The 14512-nt window shown below is 75.2% G+C and carries 16 protein-coding genes; 8 read left to right on the top strand and 8 right to left on the bottom strand.

The features are described from left to right. The first annotated feature begins 572 nt into the window (after positions 1-572). Together AB0A74_RS27295 and AB0A74_RS27290 are read left to right on the top strand one after the other, a co-directional pair. Positions 573-2252: a GAF domain-containing protein gene (locus tag AB0A74_RS27295; RefSeq protein WP_358253763.1), complete on the top strand. Its 1680-nt coding sequence runs from the start codon at positions 573-575 to the stop codon at positions 2250-2252. A gap of 361 nt (positions 2253-2613) precedes the next feature. Further along, positions 2614-3126: a hypothetical protein gene (locus tag AB0A74_RS27290; RefSeq protein ID WP_358253762.1), complete on the top strand. Its 513-nt coding sequence runs from the start codon at positions 2614-2616 to the stop codon at positions 3124-3126. A gap of 85 nt (positions 3127-3211) precedes the next feature. Here AB0A74_RS27290 and AB0A74_RS27285 read toward each other — a convergent pair whose 3' ends face one another. The 3 genes from AB0A74_RS27285 to AB0A74_RS27275 all read right to left on the bottom strand — a co-directional run bounded on the left by AB0A74_RS27285 (position 3212) and on the right by AB0A74_RS27275 (position 7263). After that, the gene (locus AB0A74_RS27285) at positions 3212-3892 is read right to left on the bottom strand and encodes a calcium-binding protein (protein ID WP_358253760.1); all 681 of its coding nucleotides are present in this window, start codon (positions 3890-3892) and stop codon (positions 3212-3214) included. Between the two features lie 64 nt (positions 3893-3956). Then, the gene (locus AB0A74_RS27280; protein WP_358253758.1) at positions 3957-4430 is read right to left on the bottom strand and encodes a GAF domain-containing protein; all 474 of its coding nucleotides are present in this window, start codon (positions 4428-4430) and stop codon (positions 3957-3959) included. 79 nt (positions 4431-4509) lie between these two features. Then, a complete protein-coding gene (locus AB0A74_RS27275; protein WP_358253756.1) occupies positions 4510-7263 on the bottom strand; it encodes a LuxR C-terminal-related transcriptional regulator in 2754 nt (917 codons plus the stop codon). Between the two features lie 139 nt (positions 7264-7402). Here AB0A74_RS27275 and AB0A74_RS27270 point away from each other — a divergent pair, with 139 nt between their 5' ends. The 3 genes from AB0A74_RS27270 (at position 7403) to AB0A74_RS27260 (ending at position 8689) form a co-directional block, all read left to right on the top strand. After that, a complete protein-coding gene (locus tag AB0A74_RS27270; RefSeq protein ID WP_358253754.1) occupies positions 7403-7741 on the top strand; it encodes a VOC family protein in 339 nt (112 codons plus the stop codon). Between the two features lie 61 nt (positions 7742-7802). Continuing rightward, complete coding sequence (locus AB0A74_RS27265) at positions 7803-8243, top strand: DUF1801 domain-containing protein (protein WP_358253752.1); 441 nt, start codon at positions 7803-7805, stop codon at positions 8241-8243. Next, the gene (locus AB0A74_RS27260; protein ID WP_358253750.1) at positions 8240-8689 is read left to right on the top strand and encodes a pyridoxamine 5'-phosphate oxidase family protein; all 450 of its coding nucleotides are present in this window, start codon (positions 8240-8242) and stop codon (positions 8687-8689) included. Before AB0A74_RS27265 ends, AB0A74_RS27260 begins: the two co-directional genes overlap by 4 nt. Here AB0A74_RS27260 and AB0A74_RS27255 read toward each other — a convergent pair. Continuing rightward, the gene (locus tag AB0A74_RS27255) at positions 8679-10073 is read right to left on the bottom strand and encodes a serine hydrolase domain-containing protein (RefSeq protein WP_358253748.1); all 1395 of its coding nucleotides are present in this window, start codon (positions 10071-10073) and stop codon (positions 8679-8681) included. The two genes, AB0A74_RS27260 and AB0A74_RS27255, sit on opposite strands and share 11 nt — an antisense overlap. Before the next feature lie 88 nt (positions 10074-10161). Between AB0A74_RS27255 and AB0A74_RS27250 the strand changes: the two genes are divergently transcribed. Then, complete coding sequence (locus AB0A74_RS27250) at positions 10162-11244, top strand: histidine kinase (RefSeq protein ID WP_358253746.1); 1083 nt, start codon at positions 10162-10164, stop codon at positions 11242-11244. Continuing rightward, positions 11241-11879 carry a response regulator transcription factor gene (locus AB0A74_RS27245; RefSeq protein WP_358253744.1) on the top strand — a complete coding sequence of 213 codons (639 nt, stop codon included), beginning with the start codon at positions 11241-11243 and terminating at the stop codon, positions 11877-11879. The genes AB0A74_RS27250 and AB0A74_RS27245 overlap by 4 nt, the downstream gene beginning before the upstream one ends. 16 nt (positions 11880-11895) lie before the next feature. Here AB0A74_RS27245 and AB0A74_RS27240 read toward each other — a convergent pair whose 3' ends face one another. The 3 genes from AB0A74_RS27240 to AB0A74_RS27230 all read right to left on the bottom strand — a co-directional run bounded on the left by AB0A74_RS27240 (position 11896) and on the right by AB0A74_RS27230 (position 12788). Continuing rightward, the gene (locus AB0A74_RS27240; RefSeq protein WP_358253743.1) at positions 11896-12090 is read right to left on the bottom strand and encodes a hypothetical protein; all 195 of its coding nucleotides are present in this window, start codon (positions 12088-12090) and stop codon (positions 11896-11898) included. A gap of 216 nt (positions 12091-12306) precedes the next feature. After that, on the bottom strand, positions 12307-12510 hold the full coding sequence (locus AB0A74_RS27235) for a cold-shock protein (protein ID WP_358253741.1): 204 nt from the start codon (positions 12508-12510) through the stop codon (positions 12307-12309). Next, positions 12507-12788 (bottom strand): hypothetical protein, encoded by a 282-nt coding sequence (locus tag AB0A74_RS27230; protein ID WP_358253739.1) that lies wholly within the window; start codon positions 12786-12788, stop codon positions 12507-12509. The genes AB0A74_RS27235 and AB0A74_RS27230 overlap by 4 nt, the downstream gene beginning before the upstream one ends. A gap of 194 nt (positions 12789-12982) precedes the next feature. Between AB0A74_RS27230 and AB0A74_RS27225 the strand changes: the two genes are divergently transcribed. Then, a complete protein-coding gene (locus tag AB0A74_RS27225; RefSeq protein ID WP_358253737.1) occupies positions 12983-13210 on the top strand; it encodes a hypothetical protein in 228 nt (75 codons plus the stop codon). A gap of 8 nt (positions 13211-13218) precedes the next feature. On the opposite strand, the gene AB0A74_RS27220 is transcribed toward AB0A74_RS27225, so the two are convergent. Beyond that, positions 13219-14424, bottom strand: a complete 1206-nt coding sequence (locus tag AB0A74_RS27220) for an MFS transporter (protein ID WP_358253735.1) — start codon at positions 14422-14424, stop codon at positions 13219-13221. Positions 14425-14512 lie beyond the last annotated feature (88 nt).

Here is a 14512-nt window from a genome sequence, read left to right as displayed (position 1 = left end):
GGCGTCGCTTCGGTGAGCACGCGCCCGTCACACGGATCAGGTAACCGCTGCACGGCAACGCGGCTGTGTCGCTCCACCCCCCGGCTTGAGCAATCGCTGCGGAAGAACCATCGCAACGATCACAGCGTAGCAGCGCAAGTCAAACCCCATGCCGAACAACAAAAATTCCGCTCGGCAGGGAAACTTGCGGTCCACTGTGGATTGATTGTCGGCACCGGTGTGCCCGACAGTCCGCTCCGGACCGAGTGCGCGGTCCAGGGCGCGCCGCGGCGGTGATCACCACGCGGCCGTCCGCCGGCCCCGCCGCACCGTGCCCGAGGACACTGTCCGGGTCGGGACGCGCGTCGGGGTGCCGGCACGGTGGCCGCGCCCTCCCGCCGGACTCGGCGGGTGGGTCGTCACCCGAGCTCCCCGCCGGGTCGCGGGAGCGGGCAGTGGGCCGAAGGCCCGGGGCTTGGGCCCCTCCCCGTCGCGTCCTCGGGGCGCGCCGGGGCCGTCCCGCCCGGCCCCGGACCCGCCACCCAGGGGACCTGGGCTTTGCGCTCGTCGGTCGCCGTGTCAGGCTGGTCGCCATGACCGGACCGGAGGAGTCGCCCCACAAGCTGTTGGGTGGTCTGCGCCTGGACGAGCTGCTGGACGAGGTCCGGGAGCGGCTGGCGGAGATCGCCTCGACGCGGGACAAGATGCAGGGCCTGCTGGACGCCGTGCTCGCGGTCGGGGCCGGTCTGGAGTTGGACTCGACGTTGCAGCGGATCGTGCAGGCGGCGACCGAGCTGGTCGGCGCGCGGTACGGGGCGCTGGGCGTGCTCGGGCCGCGCGAGGGGCTCTCGGAGTTCGTCTACGTCGGGATCGACGCGGAGACGCGGTCGCGGATGGGGCACCTGCCGCAGGGCAAGGGCCTGCTCGGGCTGCTGATCAAGGACCCGCGGGCGATCCGGCTGCACGACCTGGCGAAGCACAAGGCGTCGGTGGGTTTCCCGGCCAACCACCCGCCGATGCACAGCTTCCTGGGTGTGCCGGTGCGGGTGCGCGACGAGGTGTTCGGCAACCTCTACATGACCGAGAAGGTCGATGGGGCGGACTTCACCGCCGACGACGAGGTGGTGCTCTCGGCGCTCGCGGCGGCGGCGGGTGTGGCGATCGAGAACGCGCGGTTGTTCGAGCGGTCCCGGATGCGGGAGCGGTGGCTGGAGGCCACGGCCGAGGTCAACAGCGTGCTGCTGGGTGGCGCGTCGCCGGAGGACGCCCTGCGGTTGATCACCCAGCGCACCCGGGAGCTGTCGGCGGCGGCGGTGTCGCTGCTGGTGCTGGTCGAGGACGGCGTGCTGCGGGTCGCGGCGGGCGGCGGCTCGGACGTGGAGGAGCTGGTCGGGGCGGAGCTGCCGGTGGCGGGCTCGTTCGTCGGCGAGGTGGTGTCCTCGGCGACCCCGCTGATGATGGACGACCTGGAGGGTCGGCTGTGGGGGCGGGCCGTGGACGTCGGCCCGGGGGTGGCGGTGCCGCTGCGGACCGGGGCGACGGTGACCGGTGTGCTGGTGGTGGCGCGCGAGAAGGGCAGCGCCCAGTTCGGCCTGGACCAGGTGCCGCTGCTGGCGTCGTTCGCCGACCAGGCCGCGGTGGCGCTGGAGTTCGCGGAGAACCAGCGGGCGCGGCGGCTGGTGGACCTGCTGGAGGACCGCGACCGCATCGCCCGCGACCTGCACGACCACGTGATCCAGCGGCTGTTCGCCACCGGCATGAGCCTGCAGGGCGCGCTGGGGTCCATCCAGCAACCGCGGGTGCGGGAGCGGGTGGAGAAGGCGGTCAAGCAGCTGGACGAGACTGTGCTGGAGATCCGGACGTCCATCTTCGACCTCCAGGCCGGCGACGACGTGCCGGGCCTGCGGCGGCGGCTGCTCGACCTGGTCTCGGAGCTGACCGAGCCGACCGCGCTGACCCCGGCGGTGCGGATGACCGGCACCGTGGACAACTCCGTGCCCGACGACATGGCCGAGGACGTCGAGGCGGTGGTCCGCGAGGCGGTGAGCAACGTCGTCCGCCACGCCCGCGCCGGGACGTTGACCGTGACGGTCGAGGCGGCGGACCGGTTGACCGTCACCGTGGTGGACGACGGCGTCGGCATCCCGGACCAGGTGGCCCGCAGCGGCCTGCGCAACCTGGAGGACCGCGCCAAGCGCTGGGGCGGCACGTCCACGGTGGTGCCGGAGCCGGGCGGCGGCACCCGCTTGACGTGGCACGTGGACCTGCCCTGACGTCCTGGACCGTCCTTTCCGGACCGTCGTTCACAGAACCCGACCGCCGGAACCACGCGAACAGGCCAGTCTCCGACGGCGCGCCAAGCGCAACCCTGGAACGCCCGCACCAGGGCGGTCATGCTGGAACGGACCCGCCCCGCGGGCGCGGGCACGGTGTGACAGGGAGCGCCGTGCCGACGGAAGGGGACACCACCGCACGTGGACGGGCACAGCCGTCACATCCCTCCGCGGTGCACCCGGGTGTCCCCTTCCCAGCACCCCGGGCACGGGCGCGTGACGAACCGGGAGGACTGGGGACGTGGCGCCGCTCGGCCCACCGGACCGTTCCCGTCGGGAGCGGTCGGAGCCCTGCCCCCGGTTGACCGCCGAACAGGCCTGGGCGCTGTGCGTGCGCCGCCACCGCCGGCTGGTGCTGCTGGCCGCCCGGATGGGCCTGGCCGAACAGGCCGAGGACCTGGTGCACGACGCGTTCGTGCAGGTCATGGACATCCCGGCGCTGCACCAGTCCGGCTTCGACGCGCTGCTGGACACGATCATGTGGCGGCGCTGCTCGGCGACCCTGCGCCGCCGCGAGGTGGAGGACCGGGTGCACCGCAACGCGCGCCTGCTGCCCGGTGAGCAGGCCGACCACGCCGACGAGGTGGTCGACCGCCTGCACGCCGCGTGGCTGCTGTCGCGCTGCCGCACCCTGGACCGGCTCGACCTGGGCGTCCTGCACCTCGCGGGCCACGGCTGGGGGCACCGGGACATCGCCGCCCGCGCCGGGATCGACGTGGCCGACGTGCGCGACGCCCTGCGCTCGGCGCGCGCCAAGGCCCGGCGGCGGATCGGACACGTGGACCCGACGCGCGGCACGCCCCGGTACCCGTGAGCACGATTCCGGTTCGAGAGAAGGCTCCGGTCCGGTGTGGACCGGAGCCTGCGGAGGGTCGCCGGAAAACCCGTGTGCAGGGTGGTCAGAAGATGACCTCGCAGTCGGACAGCGACTCGAAGCGGGAGTCGCAGCGGTCCGCGGGGCCCGCGCCGCCGTCGCCGACGTCGAGGCCGGCGGGGTCGGTGAGCGTGTCGTTGCCCGCGTCACCGTCCACGATGTCGTTGCCGTTGCCGCCGTCGAGGTCGTCCGGGCCGTTGCCGCCGGAGATGACGTCGTTGCCGTTCTCGCCGTCGGCCCGGTCCGCGCCGGCCTGCCCGGAGAGGCGGTCGTCGCCGGGGCCGCCGCTGAGGGTGTCCGCGCCCGCGCCGCCGGTGAGCGTGTCGGCGTCCGCGCCGCCGTCGAGGCGGTCCGCGCCCGCGCCACCGGTGAGGGTGTCCGCCCCGGCTTCGCCGTTGAGCGTGTCGGCGCCGTCCTCGCCGTCGGCGCGGTCGTCGCCCGCGCCGCCGAAGAACTCGTCGGCCCCCGCGCCCAGGCACGCCGTGTCGTCGCCGCCCGCGCCGAACACGACGTCGTTCCCGCCGAACGTCACGAACACGTCGGCGCCGGCGGTGCCGAAGAACACGTCGTCCCCCGCGGTCCCGACCTGCGTGGCGGCGAGCCCGGCGCACGTGGGCGGCGGTTGCGCCACCGCCGTGGCCGTGGGCCAGCACAGCAACCCGGCCGCGAGCAGCGCCGCCGCCGATGTCTTCCGCATGGTGTCCATGGTTGCAGTGTGTTGAGGTCGCGGTGATTGGCCAAGGGGTCATTCCGCTTGTGCTTCAACGGTTTCACGGTCCGTCCGGGGAACGTCCACAGAGGAACCGGTCGAAGGCCTCGCCGGCGGCGGCGGCGATGGCCTCCAGCGTGCCGACCTCGTGGTCGGTGGCGTGGTGGCGGGTCGCCCAGTACGCGCCCAGGGCGCCCACGGTGTTCGGGCGCAGGATCGGGGCGATCAGGAGGCTGCGCACGAACGTCGGCCGGTAGGCGGCCTGGGGGATGCGCGGGTCGTTGCGGATGTTGTGGATCGCCACCGCCTGCCGGTGCTCCATCGCCCACCCGCTGATGCAGCTCGCGGCGGGGAAGCGCTGGCCCTTCCACAGTGGACTCATCGAGTCCTCGTCGGCGTAGTAGCACTGGTCGCCGTCGAGCAGCACGACCGTCGCGCCGTGGGCGGCCAGGGCGGCCCGCACGGTCGTGCGCAGGACGCGTTGCACGTCCTCCACCGTGACCGCCCCGGCCAGCGCGGTCCTCAGCTCCGCCATCGCTCGACCGTACGGCCCGGGTCGCGGCGCGGTCGAGCCGTGAACGCGGGTATCTCCCGGTCGGACCAGCAGGGGCGGACTACCCGACGCCGAGCCCCAGGTCGGCCAGGGCGCGGGCGCCGGCGGTGGCGTGGGCACCGCCGAGCAGGACCAGCGTCCGGGCCTCCTGGTACGGGCAGCCGGCGCGCTGGAAGGCCTTCACCGCCGCGAGCAGCCGGGACTCGTCGCCGTCGAGCACGGCCTCCGCGCGGTCCAGGAAGGCGACGGCCAACGCGTTCCCGGCCACCGCCGACCGCGCGGCGGCCACGCGGTCGCGGGCCTCGGGGGAGCCGGTCAGGGCCGCTGCCTCGGCGCGCAGGACCACGTACCAGTCGCGCCACACCCACAGGACCTGCTCGTCGAACGTGCCCGGGTCCGCCGCCGTCCGCTCGGCCGCCTCCGCCGTCCGGCCGTGGTGCAGCAGGACGATGGTGTCGAACACCGCGCGGTACCCGGCGCTGTCCCGCGGGGTGACGCCCAGGTCGGTGACGACGGTCCGCCACCGCTCCCGGGAGTCGTCGCCGCGCAGCCCGTGGACCATCGCCACCGCGGCCGCCGCCGTGGCCAGGTCCGGCGCGTGCGGCCGGCCCGCCCGTTCCCACGCGTCGAGGAACCGCGTGCTGCCGTCCAGCACCGCCGCGGCGTCGCCGACCAGGGCGTCGGCCACCAGCAGGCGGGAGGTGGCGAAGTCGCCGCGTTCGGCCAGCAGCGGCAGGTCGCGCAGTTGCCGGCCCCAGCGGCGCGCCCCGGCCAGGTCGCCGACGCCCACGGCCACCTCGGCGGCCTCGGCCAGGGCGGTGACCCGTTCCAGCGCGCCGGCCGGGGTGTCCGGGAGGGACAGCCCGACGCGCCGCCGGGTGGTGGCCGCCGTGGTGACCGTGTCACCGGCCCAGCACAGGGTCGCGGTGAGCGCGTCCAGCGCCGCGCTCTCGGCCAGCGGGTCACCGGTGCGCCGCGCCAGCTCGACGGCCCGCTCCGCGCGGGTCAACGCCTCCGGCAGCGCCGACCCGGCGCCCAGCACGCCGCACTCGGCCAACGCGATCGCCGCCGTGGCGGCCGGGTCGGCGCCGGCCAACTCGCGGGACTCGGCGAGCAGGTCGGCGGCTTCGTCCTGCGGCGGGTGGGTGAACGCGCGGGCGAACCGGTACGCGCCGGCGGCGGCGGTGGCCAGGTCACGGGCCGCTCCGGCGGTGTCCCCGGCGGCCAGCGCGGCGGCCGCGGCGGCGCGGTGCAGCCGGTGCATGTCCTCGCCGCGCATCCGGCACCCGGCGACCGCCGCCGCCTCCCGCAGCGCCGGGGCCGGGTCGTCGGCCAGCGCCGCCGCCTGCTCGTAGCGCTGCTGCGCCTCGCCGAGCAGGGTCCGGCGGAACGCCGCCGCGGCCAGGTCCAGCGCCAGGGCGTGCGCCCCGGCCCGGTGCGCGGGTTCGGCGGCGGCCCAACCGAGGGCGGCGCGCACGTCGTCGGCGGCGGTGTCGAACCGCGACCGCCACGCCCCGGTGTCCGGCGCGGCGTCGGCCACCAGGTCGGCGGCGGTCGCCGCGCACCAGGCCAGGTGGCGCGACCGGACCTCGTCCGCCTCGCCCGCCTCCGCCAGCCGCTCGGCGCCGAACTGGCGGATGCTCTCCAGCGTGCGGTAGCGGGTGCCGCCGGGGGAGGGGACGACGGTGAGCAGGCTGTGCTCGGTGAGCCGGGCCAGCCCGTCGGTCACGGCCGCCGGGTCCAGCGGCGCGAACCCGGCGACCCGCGCGGCGGCGCTCGCCGTGAACGGGGCCACGAACGCCGAGACGCGGCGCAGCACCGTGCGGTCGGCCGGGTCGAGCAGGGCGTGGCTCCACTCCAGCGTGGCCCGCACCGACTGGTGCCGGTCGTCGGCCCGCGCACCGCCGCTGAGCAGGCGCAACTGGTCGGACAGCGTGTCGGTGAGACCGTCCAGGCCCAGCGTGGGCAGCCGGGCGGCGGCCAGCTCGATCGCCAGCGCCACCCCGTCCAGGCCCCGGCACACCTCGGCGGCCTGCCCGCGCTGCTCCGGCGGCACCGGCCAGCCGACCGCCGCCGCGCGGTCCAGGAACAGGGCGACCGCGTCGGACTCGGCGTCGCCGGACAGCGACAGCGGCGGGATCGGCTGGACCCGTTCGAACGGCACCATCAGCCGCGCGCGGCTGGTCGCCAGCACGGTCACCCGCGGGCAGGACCCGAGCATCCGCTCCAGGAACGGCGCGACGCCGTCGCGCACGTGCTCGCAGTTGTCCAGCACCAGCAGCGCCCGCCGGTCGGCCAGCGTGGCGATCACCGAGTCGTCCAGGCTGCGGCCGGGCTGTTCGCCGACGCCGATGGCCGCCGCGACCGCCGCCCCGACCATCGCCGGGTCGGTCACCGGCACCAGGTCGGCGAACCACACCCCGTCGCCGAACTCGCCCGCCGTGTCCGCCGCGACCGCGAGCGCGAGCCGCGTCTTGCCCACCCCGCCCCGCCCCACCGCGCTGACCTGCCGCTGCGTGGTGACCGCCTCGGCCCGCAACGCCCGCTCTCGCGCGCGCCCGACGAACGACGTGACCGGCGACGGCAACGCGGGCGCGACCCGGCCGCCGCGGGCCACCCGCCCCCACTCGACGGCGAGCCCGGCCAGCGCCCGCCGGTCCGGCGCGCCGAGCTTGCGCAGCAGGGACGACACGTGGGTCTCGACCGTGCGCACCGAGATGAACAGGCGCGCGCCGATCTCGGCGTTGCTCAGGTGCTCCCCGAGCAGGGACAGCACCTCCGCCTCCCTGGATGAAATCCCTGCTTGAGCGTCCACGGAGGACATCCTGCCCGATTGCGTAGCGCGGTTACGTGGTCGACTCCGTGGTCACCACGGATGTCCGTGGCCGCGATCCGGGAGAGAGTTCTCCCGTGGCCGACACCGGCCGCGGCGAACCCCCCCACCAGGAGTGATCGTGAGCGTCAAGACCGTCCTGCACCCCGTGTCCGACCTGACCGCCGCCAAGGCCGTCTACACCGCCCTGATCGGCGCGTCGCCGCAGGTGGACGAGCCCTACTACGTCGGCTTCGACGTGGACGGCCAGCACATCGGCCTGGTCCCGGGCGGCGGCCCGCAGGGCATGACCTCGCCCGTGGCTTATTGGCACGTGGCCGACATCGAGGCCACCCTCGCCGAGGTCACCGCCGCCGGCGCGACCGTGAAGGACCCGGTGAGCGACGTCGGCGGCGGCCGCCTGGTCGCCACCTTCACCGACCCCGACGGCAACGTGCTCGGCATCCTCCAGGACCGCTGACCCCACCCGCGCCGAACATCCACGCCCCCACCCACCGACCCACCCGACAGGAGACCTGATCATGGCCACCAAGACCGCCCCCACCTTCACCGCCGAAGAGCGCGCCGCGATGAAGGAGCACGCCCGCGACCTGAAGAAGACCGCCCGCCGGGGCGCCAAGGCCACCGCCGCCGACCTGGAGGCCGACGTGCTGGCGAAGATCGCCGAGATGCCCGAGGCCGACCGCGCCCTGGCCGAACGGGTCCACGCCCTGGTCAAGGCCCACGCGCCGGTCCTCACCCCGAAGCTGTACTACGGCATGCCCGCCTACGCCCGGGACGGCAAGGTCGTCTGCTTCTTCCAGAACGCCGGCAAGTTCAAGTCCCGCTACGCGACCCTGGGCTTCACCGACAACGCCACGCTGGACGACGGCAGCATGTGGGCCGCCTCCTTCGCCCTGACCACGCTGACCGAGGCGGACGAGACCCGCATCGGCGAGCTGCTCCGGCGGGCCGTGGCATGACCGTCGCCGCACCGCCCCGGCCGAGGGCGCGGCGTCGAGCCGACACGCTGCGCCGGCTGGAGAACGACGTCGACGCGTGGGTGGCGACCGCCGGCCCGGCCGGTTCGCCCCACCTGGTCCCGCTGTCCTACCTGTGGGACGGCGAGACGCTGCTGGTCTCGACGGCCGCGACGACCCCGACGGCCCGCAACCTCCGGGCCGTCGGGCGGGTCCGGCTCACCCTCGGCCCCACCCGGGACGTGGTGCTCGTCGAGGGCATCGCCGAGGAGGTCGAGGTCGATGACCGGGTCGCCGACGAGTTCGCCGCGAAGACCGGGTTCGACCCGCGCGCACAACGCGACTACCCGTACTTCCGCATCCGCCCGCACCTGGTCCAGGCGTGGCGGGAGGCCAACGAGATCGCCGGCCGCGACCTGATGGTCGACGGCGTGTGGCTCACCGCTTGAGCAGGGCGAAGGCCCTGGTCACGGCCACGGCCACACCGCCGAGCGCGGCGATGGCCAGCAACACCGTGAAGGTCGGGTAGAGGTACGGGACCTGGAGCCGGGCCACGTCCCGGCCCCGGTAGAGGAAGCCGACCACGCGGTGGACGGTGAGCAGGAGCAGGAGGGGCAGGAGCAGGGGGAGCAGGCTCGCCGCTGCCAGGGGGAGCGACGAGCGCTTCCCCGCCCACCGCCTCGCCCGCACCACACCGCGAACCGCGAGCGCCCCGACCGCGAGGGCCGGCGCCAGGAGCACGGCGTCCACTGTGAACAGACCGGTGACCGGGTCCGGTCGGCGGCCTTCGAGCAGGGCGATGATCCGTGCGCCGAGCGCCTGGGCGTCGCCGTGGAGCATCCCGGTGTTGGCCATGACCGCGACGCCGTGGCCCGACGCGGGGAGCAGCGCCTGGTAGGCGGTCGAGGTGAACAGGTCGCCGCCGTGGTCGATCAGGGGCGCGCCGGCGGGTGTGGTGCCGACGAACCAGCCCAGCGCGTAGCGCCCCGACCGGGCGGTGTGGCTCTCGGCGATGCTCTCCGGGGTGGCGATCGTCCCGTGTGGACCGCGACCCCGGTTGTTCTGGGCGATCAGCCAGGCCGCCATGTCGTGGGCGGTGCTCAGGACGCCGCCGGAGCCGTTGCCGAACGCCGGTGGTTCGGGCAGGGCGACCGGGACGCCGAGGACCTTGAGGTGTCCCCGGCCGGACGCGGGCAGGTCGCGTTCGGTGTTGGCGGTGCTGCTGCGGCTCATGCCCAGCGGGCGGAAGACGTCGGCGCGCAGGTGGTCCTCGAACGGCACGCCCGCCACGACCTCGACCAGCCGTGCGGCGACCTGGAAGTTCGGGTTGTGGTACTCGTACTTCGCGCCGGGGTCCGAGGCGAGGGTGGCGTCCCGCATGGACTCGACGGCCTCGCGCAGGGTGTGCACCCTCGGGCCGCTGAACGAGCGGAACGTGGTGTCCGACATGCCCGAGGTCTGGTCGAGCAGGTGGCGGACGGTGATCCTCGCGGCGCGCGGGTCGGCCATCGTGAACTCCGGCAGGTGGGTCCGCACCGGGTCGTCCAGGCGGATCTTCCCGCGTTCCACGAGTCGCAGGACGGCCAGCGCGGTGAAGGACTTGCTCACCGAGGCCACCGGCATGACGGTGTGCTCGGTGACGGCCTCGCCGTCGGGGGTGCGGCCGTAACCGGCGGCGTGCAGGACCTTGTCGCCGCGGGTCACGGTCACCGCGACGCCGGGCAGTCCGGCTTCCTCCTGGTACTGCCGGACCGCCGCCGCGATGTCGGTGCCGGTGGGGACGGTGAGGGTCGCTGCCGAGAGGGTCAGCGCGGTCAGGATCGACGTGAACACGGCCGGAAGTGTCGGTCGGGTGGCGCGGCTCGGGCATCGGACCGTGGTCCGAGGTGGGGAGCCGCCGGCGGCGCTTACGGTGGTGGGCGTGAAGAAGGGCTTGGTGGCGGCCGACGCCGTGGCGGCGGTGGCGGTCGTGGCGTTGGCGGTCGTCCAGGCGCAGCGGTCGGACCCGCTGGTGTGGGGGATGGCGGTGGCGCTCGGGCTGCCGGTGGCGGTGCGTCGGGTGCGGCCGGTCGCCGTGCTGGCGGTCGTGGTCGTCGTCGGCGCCGGGGCGATCGTCGTCGGCGGTGGCGCGGCGGTGTTGCCGGCCATCGCCCTCGCGCTGTACCCGGTGGGGTTGCGGTCGGCGCGTGCCGGCGTGGTGGGTGCGGTGGCCGCGGTGGCGGGGGTGGTGGTCGCGGCGGTGGTCGTGCTGACCGTGCCGGGGTTGCCGCTGGTGCCGGTGCCGCCGGGGGCGGAGTCGTTCCGGACGACCCCGGTGGCCGCGTTGTCCACCAGCGTCGTGGTCGTCGCCGGGGCGTGGGGGGTGGCCGCGTTCGTCCGGACCAGGCGGCGGCACTACGCCGAGTTGGCGGACCTGCGGGCGTCGCGGGCGGTGAGCGACGAGCGGTTGCGCATCGCGCGGGACGTGCACGACGTCGTCGGGCACAACCTGAGCCTGATCGCCATGCGCGCGGCCGTCGCCAACCACCTCGGGGAAGACCGCGAGGCGGCGTTGCGCACCATCGAGGAGGTCAGCCGGGCGGCGCTGCACGACGTGCGCACCGTCCTGGGCGGGTTGCGGGACCCGGTGCCGGCGGGCCTGGACGGGCTCGTGGCCGACGCGCGCTCGGCGGGGGTCGCGGTCGACGCTTCCCTCGCCGACCTGGGCGGGACGCCGGCGGCGGTGCGCGTGTCGGCGTACCGGATCGTGCAGGAGGCGCTGACCAACGTGCGCCGGCACTGCGATCCGCCGCGCTGCCGGCTGGAGACCGTCGTCGGGCCCGACCGGCTGGTCGTGTCGGTGGTCGACGAGGGCGTGTCGGCGGTCGCCGGTCCACCCGGGCACGGGCTGGTGGGGATGCGGGAACGGGCCGCGTTGCACGGCGGCACCCTGCACGCCGGCGTCGAACCCGGCGGTGGGTTCGCCGTCCGCGCGACCCTGCCGTTCGAGCGGAGCGCGCCGTGACGATCCGGGTGCTGCTCGCCGACGACGAACCCCGGTACCGCGCCACCGTGCGCGCGCTGCTCGCGTCCGATCCGGACATCGACGTGGTCGCGGAGGCCGGCACCGGGCGCGAGGCGTGCGCGGCGGCGCGGGCGCACCGCGTGGACGTGGCGGTGGTGGACGTGCGGATGCCCGACCTGGACGGGATCGCCACCACCCGGCACCTGACCGCGTCGCCCGACGCCCCGAAGGTGTTGATCCTGACCACGTTCGACCTGGACGAGGCGGTCTACGCGACGCTGCGGGCGGGCGCGAGCGGGTTCCTGCTCAAGGACGTCCCGCCGGCCCGGCTGCTCGACGCCGTGCGCACGGTCGCGGCCGGTGAGGCGCTGCTCGCGCCGACCGTGACCCGGCGGCTGATCGGCGAGTTCCTGCGCAAGCCCGCGCCGCGGCCCCTGGACGGGGTGACGCCCCGCGAGCGGGAGGTGCTGGCGCTGATCACGCGCGGCCTGTCGAACGGGGAGATCGAGCAGGCCCTGCACCTGAGCCGGCACACGGTGAAGACGCACATCGGCCACCTGATGGCCAAGTTGTGCGCGCGCGACCGGGCGCAGCTGGTGATCGCGGGCTACGAAGCCGGGCTGGCGGAGCGCTGACGCGTCCGGAGGGCGTTCAGTCGGAATCGTCCCGCGAGCGGTCGAGCAGCCCGTCGGGGCGGATCCGCAGCCCGGGTCCCGGCGTCCTGGCCCAGCCTTCGCCGGTGGCCCGGTCGAGGTCGTGGTCGAAGGTCGGGGGTTCCCGCAGCACCCTGCCCGCCGAGGGCGTGACGAGGCCGTGGGAGGAGGTGTGCGTGCTCTTGCTCGGCATGGCGAACCCGCTGTCGGAAACGCCGGCGTGGTGCCGTGAGAACCGGAATTCCACCGTGGCCGGATAAGTCGAGTCTACACCCGCGACGCTTTTCCGGGCCTTTTCCGGAAATCGGTCGGGTGAATTTCTCCGGTCGATTCGTCGCACAGCGTGCGGGGCGGGCCGGCCGGGGGCCCGGGTCGCGGGCGAGGGAGTCCCCGCCCGCGACCGGTGTGCTCAGAGCACGCGCACCGCGGTGGCCTGCGGGCCCTTGCGGCCCTCGCCGACCTCGAACTCGACCGCCTGGTTGTCCGGCAGGCCGTGGAAGTCGTAGCCCTGGATCTCCGAGTGGTGCAGGAACAGGTCCGCTCCGCCGCCGGCCGGGGTGATGAAGCCGAAACCCTTGGCGCCGCTGAACCACTTCACGGTTCCTTGTGTCATGGACGTGCTCCTTGCGCGATGGAGGACGTGTCGGGCACGTCCAGGGGTGAGCGGTTCGTGTGCCGGTCCCGGGTGGCGGCGCGGAAGCGCGTCTCGGGATCGGGCAGGCCCAGCATGGACAGCAGCTCGACGCAGTCGCCCGGGTCGAGCGAGTGCCCGGCCACGGTCAGCGCGGCCCGCGTGCGCTGCACGGCCTCGGCCTCGTCGGCGGCGGTCCGCGCGGCGGCGAAGCTCCCGCCGGCGACGCGGGACCGCTGCGGCCGTCCGGGCGCGGACAAGGAGGAAGGGGGTGGGGCGGGGGCGTACAGGTGGTCCGGCGGCAAGCCGGTGCTCCCGTCTCCGGTCGACGTCGTGCGGACCGGATTGGGTTGGGGACCGCAACGGCGGGGTGCCGGCATCTCGTGCCCAACCCGGCAGACTGTACCCCACGTGGTCCACGCACGGGCGCGGTCGGCGCAGTACAGTCGGGCGCATGCCGGACGACGCCAGTGGCCCCGCCCTCGACCCCACGCTGTCCGAGTGGTTCAGGGCCCGCGCGGAGACCGAGCACCACCTGACCGAACGGCCCGCGCCGATCGACGCCGCCTGGGCGCAGCGCCTGGCCGACCTGCTCACCACCGAGCGCTCGTGGCAGGACCAGTACACCGAGCTGATCGCGCTGGGCAGCAGCGGCGGCAGGTTCCCCTCGTCCAACCGCTGAACCGCCGGTCAGGCGCCGGCGGCGAGCCGCGCCGCGCGGTCGCCCGCGTCCGCCCGCACCGCCGCGGCGGAGGCGAGGGTCGCGGCGGCGAGCGTGCCCCACAGGGCGGCGGGGCCGTGCGGCGCGAGACCGGTGATGACGGCGGGGGAGACGGCCAGGCCGAAGCCGGTGGACAGCTCGAACCGGGCGAGGGTGCGGCCCAGCGCGTGTGGCGGGGCCAGGTGCGTGACCAGGGCGGTGGCGCTGCCCGCGTAGCCGATCTCGCCGAGCGTGCACACCACCGACACCGCCGCGACGGCCGCCGCCGCCCAGCCGCCCTCCAGCGAGGTCGCGGCGAGGAACCCCAGGTAGGACGCGGTGAGCACCACGCCGGCCAGCGCCAGGGCGGTGCGGCGGGAGAAGCGGGCCATCGCCACCGTGATCGGCACCTGGAGGGTGACCACCAGGACCGTGTTGGCCACGAAGATCGCCGCCGACCACACCGGGGACGCGCCCAACTGCGTCACCAGGACCAGGGGCAGGGCGATCTCCGGGACGTTGAGGCAGAACACGTACACGACGTTGGCGGCCAGCAGCGCGGGCATCTTCGGCGCGGGGCCGGCGTCCCGCGTCGGGGCGGTCACCTCGGCGCGCACGTGGACCGACCACGCCAGGGCGGCGGCGGCGAGGTAGGCGACCCCGGTGGCCACGGCCAGGGCCTGCAACGCCCCGGGCCCGCCGGCCAGGCACACCGTCGCCACCAGCGCGCCCACGCCCAGGCCCGCGTTGCGCAGGGACCGGCCGGCGGCCAGGGCGGCGTCGCGTTCGCGGCCGTGGGCGATGGTGGCGACGAGCGCGGCGTGGGCGGCAGGCCAAGCCTGGTTGCCGACGCCGAGGACGAGCGCCGCGGTGGCGAACAGCCACACGTTCCCGGTCGGGGTGGCCACCAGCAGCGCCACGCCCAGCACCCGGACCAGCATGGACGCGGCCACGACCGTGCTGCGCGCGCCCCGGTCCAGCCACCGGCCCACACCGGGCATGCACACCAGGCCGACCACGACGCCGACGGTCATGGCGACGCCGGTGGCCGGTGCGGACAGGCCGAGCACCACCACCCCGTAGAGCAGCAGGAACGGGCGCAGCAGGCCGGTGCCGAGGGCGTCCACGGCGAGGGCGACGGCGTAGCGGGGGCCGCCGGAGGCGCGGACGAGCGCGGCGGGCTGGATCTTGGTCACGGCGACCACGGTGGCGGCGGGCGGTGGCCGCGGGCACGTCGGTTGACGCATCCCGTCAACCGACGCGGGTGGCGGTGCGGGGTGCGGT

Origin of the sequence: Saccharothrix sp. NPDC042600 (genome assembly GCF_040647305.1) — a bacterium.
Classification (GTDB): domain Bacteria; phylum Actinomycetota; class Actinomycetes; order Mycobacteriales; family Pseudonocardiaceae; genus Actinosynnema; species Actinosynnema mutabilis.
Note: the sequence above shows the minus strand (reverse complement) of the source record. Positions and strands in the feature narration are given on the sequence as shown.